This is a genomic window from Celeribacter sp. HF31 (assembly GCF_011806455.1).
Taxonomy (GTDB): Bacteria; Pseudomonadota; Alphaproteobacteria; order Rhodobacterales; family Rhodobacteraceae; genus Celeribacter.
The window spans coordinates 302,496-309,163 of record NZ_JAATOT010000006.1; the positions used below are offsets into that span (position 1 = coordinate 302,496).

The window sequence follows — 6,668 nt, forward strand, 5'->3', positions numbered from 1 at the left end:
CTATGATGGCTCATTCTCTTGGCGGATCAAGCCGATAGCCATCCGACCAAAGTTCGCAGATAAAAAGTGTGGCCGCCGCGAAGCAGCGATTGGACAGATCATAAAGCCCCGCTTCCTGCCAGCCCGACAGATCGGCCGCCACGGTGGTCAGGGCAAAGACCGCCTCCATCGGGTCGGGGGCGTCGGGGTCGGTCATCAGGCTTTGCAGCGTGGCATAGGGGCTAAGCCGGTCGGTCAACAACCGTTCCGTGATCTTTTCCTCGAGCCATTCCTGCTTGTTATGCAAATCCAAAATGAACAGCCCGCTGACTCGTGAATATGGGATCAAAGCTATAGTGTTTGTTAACGATTTTCCAAGCAACTGTTTCCTATATGGAAATAATGTGGGCGAGGGCACAGCCCTTTTCACAGGCGTCAAATGCGACTTTCCTAAGCAAAGGGTTCCATGAAAAAAGGCGCCACGAAGATGTGACGCCTTTGTTTCGTGATCTCCGCTCTGATCAGCCCTGCGGGATGATCAGCATCTGGCCCGGGTAGATTTTGTCGGGATCGGAGAGCATCGGCTTGTTGGCCTCGAAAATCTCCATATAGCGGTTGCCGTCGCCCAGGGCAGCTTTGGAAATGCCCCAAAGCGTGTCGCCTTTTTTGACTTCGTGGAACACCGGGTCGTTGCCTTCGAGCGTGTCTTCAACTGCGGCGACGCCTTCGACATTGCCCGCGGCCATGATGATTTTCTCCTTGGTCACCTGATCGGCCACGGTGCCGCCAAGCACGACCTTGTCACCGTCCACCGCGACTTCGATGCCTTCGGCTTCAAGACCAAGCGCCTTGATCTCGGCGAGGATGGCATCCGCGTCGGCTTCTTCTTCTTTTTTACCAAACACCTTTTTGCCGGCGTCTTTCACAAAGCTGAACAATCCCATGTTGTGTCTCCTGTCATCTGGGTTTGGCCAAGACTATCTGCCGATTGTAACCGAATGAAAACGGGAAATTTTCGGCGTTCTCCCCGCTGAATCAGATCCCATTGGTGAATTGCAGCTTGGCAAGACGCGCATAAAGCCCGCCCTCGGCAATCAATTCCTCATGCGTGCCGGTGGCGACGATGCGACCGTCTTCAAACACAAGAATGCGGTCGGCCTTTTTCACGGTGGCCAGACGGTGCGCGACGATGATCGTGGTGCGGGTGCGGGCCATGTCCTCGACGGCTTTCTGCACCAGTTGCTCGGATTCGGAATCGAGGGCAGATGTGGCCTCGTCCAACAGAAGGATCGGCGCATCGCGCAGGATGGCGCGCGCAATGGCGACGCGTTGCTTTTGTCCGCCCGAGAGCATGATGCCGCGCTCGCCGACATAGGACTCATAACCTTCCGGCAGCTTCGTGAGGAACTCATCGGCGGCGGCGGCTTTGGCGGCTTTGACGACCTCGTCCATGGAGGCATCGGGGCGACCAAAGCGGATATTGTCTGCGGCGGAGGCGGCGAAGATCACCGGATCTTGCGGCACAAGCGCGATGTGACGACGGAAATCGCCGCGCGCCATGTCGGAGATGCGCTGGCCGTCGATGGAAATCACGCCCTCTTGCGGATCGTAGAAGCGTTGCAAAAGCTGGATGATCGTGGACTTCCCGGCGCCCGAGGGCCCGACGAGCGCCACGGTTTCGCCGGGTTTGATCTCGAAGGATACGCCATCGAGCGCGGGCGTGGTCGGGCGGGAAGGGTAGAAGAACCGCACATCGTTGAAGGAGACGGCCCCTTTCGCAGGTTCCGGGAAGGGCAGGGGATGCGCAGGGTCTTTGACCGGGTCCTCGGAGGACAAAAGCTCGACCAGACGTTCGGTGGCCCCCGCCGCACGCTGCAATTCGCCCCAAATCTCGGACAACGCGCCAGCGGCCCCCGCGACCATGATGGCGTAGATCACGAATTGCACCAGCTCGCCGATGGTCATCACGTCGGTGCGCACATCGCGCGCGCCGATCCACAAGACGCCAACAACGCCCGAGAAGATCAGGGCGATCACGATGACGGTCATCGCGGCGCGGGTCTTGATGCGGGTATGGGCGGAGGTAAAGCTTTTCTCGGTGACCTCGTCAAACCGCGCGGCCTGTTGCGCTTCGCCTGTGAAGGCCTGCACGGTCTGGGCGGACAGGAGCGCCTCGGATGCGGTGCCCGAGGAGGAGGCGATCCATTCCTGGTTCTCGCGCGACAGTTTGCGCAGGCGGCGGCCCAAAACGATGATCGGCACGATCACCACGGGCACGATCAAGAGCACCAGCCCCGTGAGCTTGGCCGAGGTGAAGAGCATCAGGATCAGCCCGCCCACCATAATGAGCGCATTGCGCAGCGCGACCGAAATGGATGAGCCGATGACCGAGAGAATAAGCGTGGTGTCGGTGGTGATCCGCGACAGAACCTCGCCGGTCATGATGTTTTCGTAGAACGCGGGCGACATGCGGATCATCCGGTCGAACACCGCCTTGCGGATGTCGGCGACGACGCGTTCGCCCAACCGGGTCACAAGGTAATAGCGCATCCCGGTGCCAAGCGCCAAAGCGCCCGCGATCATCAAAGCTGCGCCGAAGTATTGATCCAATAGCACCACGCCCGCGCTTTGGAACCCGTCGACCACGCGACGCACCGCGATGGGCAGGATCAGAGAAATGCAAGCGGTGATCACCAAGGCCACGAGCGCGGCGGCCATCAGGCCGTTGTAGGGGCGAATGAAGGGCCAGAGCTCTGCCAGCGCGCCGATGCGTTTCGACTTTTCGCGTTCGGTGGCATCCGTGAGTGTGCGGTCGGCGGCCATATCCTGTCCTTATATATATGAGAGCGATTTGGTGCATGACTGATAGTGCGCCCGTGCCCGTGGCGCAACTCTTGTGCGGATCATGTCATTTTCATGATGTTTCGGGGCTGACGTGACATCACGGGGTCATCACGTCGGAACACGGCTTGCATCACGGGGCGTGATATGTTGGTTTATGCCCACGCTCCGCCGGATCGTGCCTCAGGGCCTTCTTCATACATAGGAGAGGAGGGGGGTGAGGCGCATCTTTGATGGGCCACGAACGGCAAGCGCGGAGAAATCGCCCAATTCGGGGTGGTGGCCGGTTATGAGGACGCAAAATATGCGTCGACCGGGGAACACACACGAAGTAAGCGGGAGTCCCCCTTATGAATAAGAATAAACTTTTTGCAGCCAGCGTTCTGGCTCTGGGCACCATGGCCGGCGGCGCTTTCGCGGCGGACGACTGTGGCAGCGTCACCATTGCCGAGATGAACTGGGCCTCGGCCTCTCTTCTCGCCAATGTCGATGCGATCATTCTCGAAGAAGGCTATGGCTGTGACGTGGACATCATCTCTGGTGACACCACGCCGACCTTTACCTCGATGAATGAAAAAGGCGAGCCGGATCTGGCGCCTGAGCTTTGGGTGAACGCGGTGCGTGAGCCGCTGGCGAAGGCCGTCGAAGAAGGCCGCATTGTCTCCGCCCTCGAAGGTCCGATCACGGGTCTCGGCGAAGGCTGGTGGGTTACGAAGAAATTCAAGGAAGATCACCCGGAGATCGACACGGTCGAGAAGATGCTCGAGCACCCGGAACTGGTCCCCTATATCGAAGATGAGAGCAAAGGCGCCTTCATGGGCTGTCCGGCTGGCTGGGGGTGCCAACCGGCCAACGCCAACATGTTCCGTGCCTTCGACATGGAAGAAAAAGGCTGGGTGCTGGTCGATCCGGGCTCTGCCGCCGGTCTTGATGGCTCCATCGCCAAGGCGGTGAACCGCGATGAGCCGTGGTTCGGCTACTACTGGTCCCCGACCGCGGTCATCGGTCGCTACGACTTGCAGATGCTGCCGTTCGAAACCGAATGGGCCGGGTCTGAAAACTGGGACGGCTGTATCGTGAAATCCGTGGACGACTGTGCCGATCCGCAGCCGTCGAGCTGGACCGAATCCGTGGTGCACTCTGTCGTGACGGCAGATTTCGCGAAAGAGAATGCGGTGACCATGGGCTATCTCGAGAACCGCGTGTTCCCGGGCGACGAAATGAACGCCATGCTGGTTTACATGAATGAGAACCAGGCCACCGGTGAAGATGCCGCCTTCGAATTCCTCGCCACCAAGGAAGATATCTGGACCCAGTGGGTGCCTGCAGATGTCGCCGAAAAAGTAAAAGACGCCCTCTAAGGCGCCTTGCGCAACTTTCGGAGGGGGCCGTGTCACGATGATGCGGCCCCTACGCGTATCGCATAAGGACATCATATATGGACTGGCTCATCGAATTTCCGTCGCTGGGACGCCGCGACCTCTCTGCCTTTCGTCAAACCATCGACGAAGGCTTTCTCTCTTTCTCTCGGGCTTTCGGGGAAAACCTCGAAGCTTTCTTCTCCCCCCTTCTCAAGTTTCTGATCTGGTTTGAGAGCCTTCTGACCAATGCCCCCTGGCCATTGGTCGTCGGTGCGATTGCGCTTTTGGCCTGGCTTGGGTCGCGCAGCTGGAAAATCACCGTCGGCACCATTCTGGCCTTTCTCGTGATCGGATATTTCGGCATGTGGGAAGATACGATGGCGACGTTGGCGATGATTTCCGTCGCGACCTTCGTCTGTATCGCGGTCGGGATTCCGATCGGCATCCTGATGGCGCGCTCCAATATTGCGCAGCGCATCGTCACGCCCATTCTCGATGTGATGCAGACCATCCCGTCCTTCGTCTACTTGATCCCCGTGGTCATGCTTTTGGGCATCGGCAAGGTGCCGGGACTTTTGGCTGTCTGCATCTATGCCATTCCGCCCATCGTGCGTTTGACCAATCTGGGCATCCGTCTTGTCGATAAAGACGTGATGGAAGCCGCCGACGCCTTTGGTGCCTCCGCACGCGAAAAACTCTTTGGCGTTCAGATCCCGCTGGCCCTGCCCAACATCTTTGCGGGTGTGAACCAGACGATCATGATGGCGCTGTCCATGGTGGTGATTGCCTCGATGATCGGGGTCAAAGGCCTCGGCACGCCTGTGCTGCGCGCCATTTCCAACCAATATCTGGCGCTGGGCCTGATGAACGGTCTCGCCATTGTGGCGCTCGCGATCATCTTTGACCGGGTGAGCCAGACCTACGGCAAACGTCTGCAAGCTTATCGGGAGAGCGGCCATGACTGATACGACGGACACGACAGAGGTCAAAGTCTCCATCCGCAATCTCTACAAGATCTTCGGCGACAACCCGGCGCGCGCGCTGGAACATGTCAAAGCCGGGATGGGCAAGCCGGAGCTGATGGATCAGCACGGCCATGCTTTGGGGCTCAACAACATCAACCTCGATATTCCCGCGAAGGGCATTCAGGTAATCATGGGCCTCTCTGGTTCCGGCAAGTCGACACTCATCCGTCACCTCAATCGCCTGATCGAACCCACTTCGGGCGAGATCTGGATCGACGACGAGGACGTTCTGGCGATGTCGACGGACCAGTTGCGCGATTTGCGCCGCTTCAAGATGTCGATGGTGTTCCAGAAATTCGGCCTGCTGCCGCACCGCACTGTGTTGGAAAACGCGATGTATGGTCTGGAGATTCAGGGTGTCGCCAATAAAGAGGCGGAGGAGCGGTCCCGCAAGTGGCTTGACCGTGTGGGCCTGAATGGGTTCGAGGCGCAATACCCCTCCCAGCTTTCTGGGGGGCAGCAGCAACGTGTGGGCCTGGCCCGCGCTCTGGCGACGGATGCGGACATTCTCTTGATGGACGAGGCCTTCTCCGCCCTCGACCCGCTCATTCGCACCGATATGCAGTCGATCCTGCTCGAATTGCAGGAAGAGCTGCACAAGACGATCATCTTCATCACCCACGATCTCGACGAGGCGCTCAACATCGGCGACCGGATCGCGATTCTGCGCGACGGGGAGATTGTCCAGTCGGGCGATCCGCAGGACATCATCATGAAGCCGGCGGACGATTACATCACCGACTTCATTCGCGACATCAACCGCGCCAAGGTCGTGCGCCTGCGCTCTATCGCTCGCAAAGGCGCGACGGGGCAGGGGGAGACCCTGCGCGGTGGCATGTCGATTGAACAGGCTCTGCCGAAACTGACCAAGGCGCCGGATTACACTTGTCCTGTGGTGTCGCGCACAGGCGAGTCGCTGGGCGCTGTCTCCTTGGACGATGCAATCAATGCGTTGAAGCCTTTGGAGAGCGAAAGCGACGATGAGGTGCGCTACGCGTGACGCGCACACATAGAAGAGCGGCATATATATGTGGTTCGATACAAAGGGCGGGGGAAACCTCGCCCTTTTCCTTTGGGGGCACGGAGTCGTGGCGTTTGAGGCTTTGGCGACTCGCGAGTCGGGAGATTCACGCGCGATTCACCTCTGATTCCGGCCGAGTCAGTCCCGATTCATAAAAATCACTCGCCTTACGCCGGGGCAATTCGGGGTGATTTGCATCCATAGGGAGAGTTGCGACCCGATTCAGTCAAAGTGACTCGCTGATTTGCCCTCTGATTCAGGGCACCCAAGCCGGGAAAGCACGAAACTCCGCAGAAAGAGTGCAAAAAAAATATGCGCCAAGGCCAGTAAAATAAGGGGTTTCAGGCAGAGGGCGCATCTTTTTTCATTTTTCTTTCAAAAAGCGCTTGCGGGTTTGAGCCACTCGCCTTAGAACCCCCTTCACCGGCGGCGCAGACAGCG

Annotated in this window: 6 protein-coding genes; 3 read left to right on the plus strand and 3 right to left on the minus strand. The window is 58.8% G+C overall.

Annotated elements, in window-relative coordinates; translation table 11 throughout:
• Positions 1-10: 10 nt before the first annotated feature.
• The 3 genes from HCZ23_RS14980 to HCZ23_RS14990 form a co-directional block, all read right to left on the minus strand.
• On the minus strand, positions 11-286 hold the full coding sequence (locus HCZ23_RS14980; protein ID WP_167602544.1) for a hypothetical protein: 276 nt from the start codon (positions 284-286) through the stop codon (positions 11-13).
• Positions 287-500: 214 nt separating this feature from the next.
• Entirely contained in the window at positions 501-923 is a 423-nt protein-coding gene (gene lysM / locus HCZ23_RS14985) for a peptidoglycan-binding protein LysM (RefSeq protein ID WP_167602545.1), read from the minus strand.
• Positions 924-1,014: 91 nt separating this feature from the next.
• A complete protein-coding gene (locus HCZ23_RS14990; RefSeq protein ID WP_167602546.1) occupies positions 1,015-2,802 on the minus strand; it encodes an ABC transporter transmembrane domain-containing protein in 1,788 nt (595 codons plus the stop codon).
• A gap of 368 nt (positions 2,803-3,170) precedes the next feature.
• On the opposite strand from HCZ23_RS14990, the gene HCZ23_RS14995 reads away from it, so the two are divergent.
• From HCZ23_RS14995 to HCZ23_RS15005, 3 genes are all read left to right on the plus strand, one after another.
• The gene (locus HCZ23_RS14995) at positions 3,171-4,181 is read left to right on the plus strand and encodes an ABC transporter substrate-binding protein (protein WP_167602547.1); all 1,011 of its coding nucleotides are present in this window, start codon (positions 3,171-3,173) and stop codon (positions 4,179-4,181) included.
• 77 nt (positions 4,182-4,258) lie between these two features.
• A complete protein-coding gene (locus tag HCZ23_RS15000; RefSeq protein ID WP_167602548.1) occupies positions 4,259-5,146 on the plus strand; it encodes a proline/glycine betaine ABC transporter permease in 888 nt (295 codons plus the stop codon).
• Positions 5,139-6,206: a glycine betaine/L-proline ABC transporter ATP-binding protein gene (locus HCZ23_RS15005; protein WP_167602549.1), complete on the plus strand. Its 1,068-nt coding sequence runs from the start codon at positions 5,139-5,141 to the stop codon at positions 6,204-6,206. Before HCZ23_RS15000 ends, HCZ23_RS15005 begins: the two co-directional genes overlap by 8 nt.
• Positions 6,207-6,668: the final 462 nt, after the last annotated feature.

Excerpts from the sequence above, each read along its gene's own strand:
- lysM (WP_167602545.1), bottom strand. The coding sequence starts at position 923 with ATGGGATTGTTCAGCTTTGTGAAAGACGCCGGCAAAAAGGTGTTTGGT.
- HCZ23_RS14990 (WP_167602546.1), bottom strand. The coding sequence starts at position 2,802 with ATGGCCGCCGACCGCACACTCACGGATGCCACCGAACGCGAAAAGTCG.
- HCZ23_RS14995 (WP_167602547.1), top strand. The coding sequence starts at position 3,171 with ATGAATAAGAATAAACTTTTTGCAGCCAGCGTTCTGGCTCTGGGCACC.
- HCZ23_RS15000 (WP_167602548.1), top strand. The coding sequence starts at position 4,259 with ATGGACTGGCTCATCGAATTTCCGTCGCTGGGACGCCGCGACCTCTCT.
- HCZ23_RS15005 (WP_167602549.1), top strand. The coding sequence starts at position 5,139 with ATGACTGATACGACGGACACGACAGAGGTCAAAGTCTCCATCCGCAAT.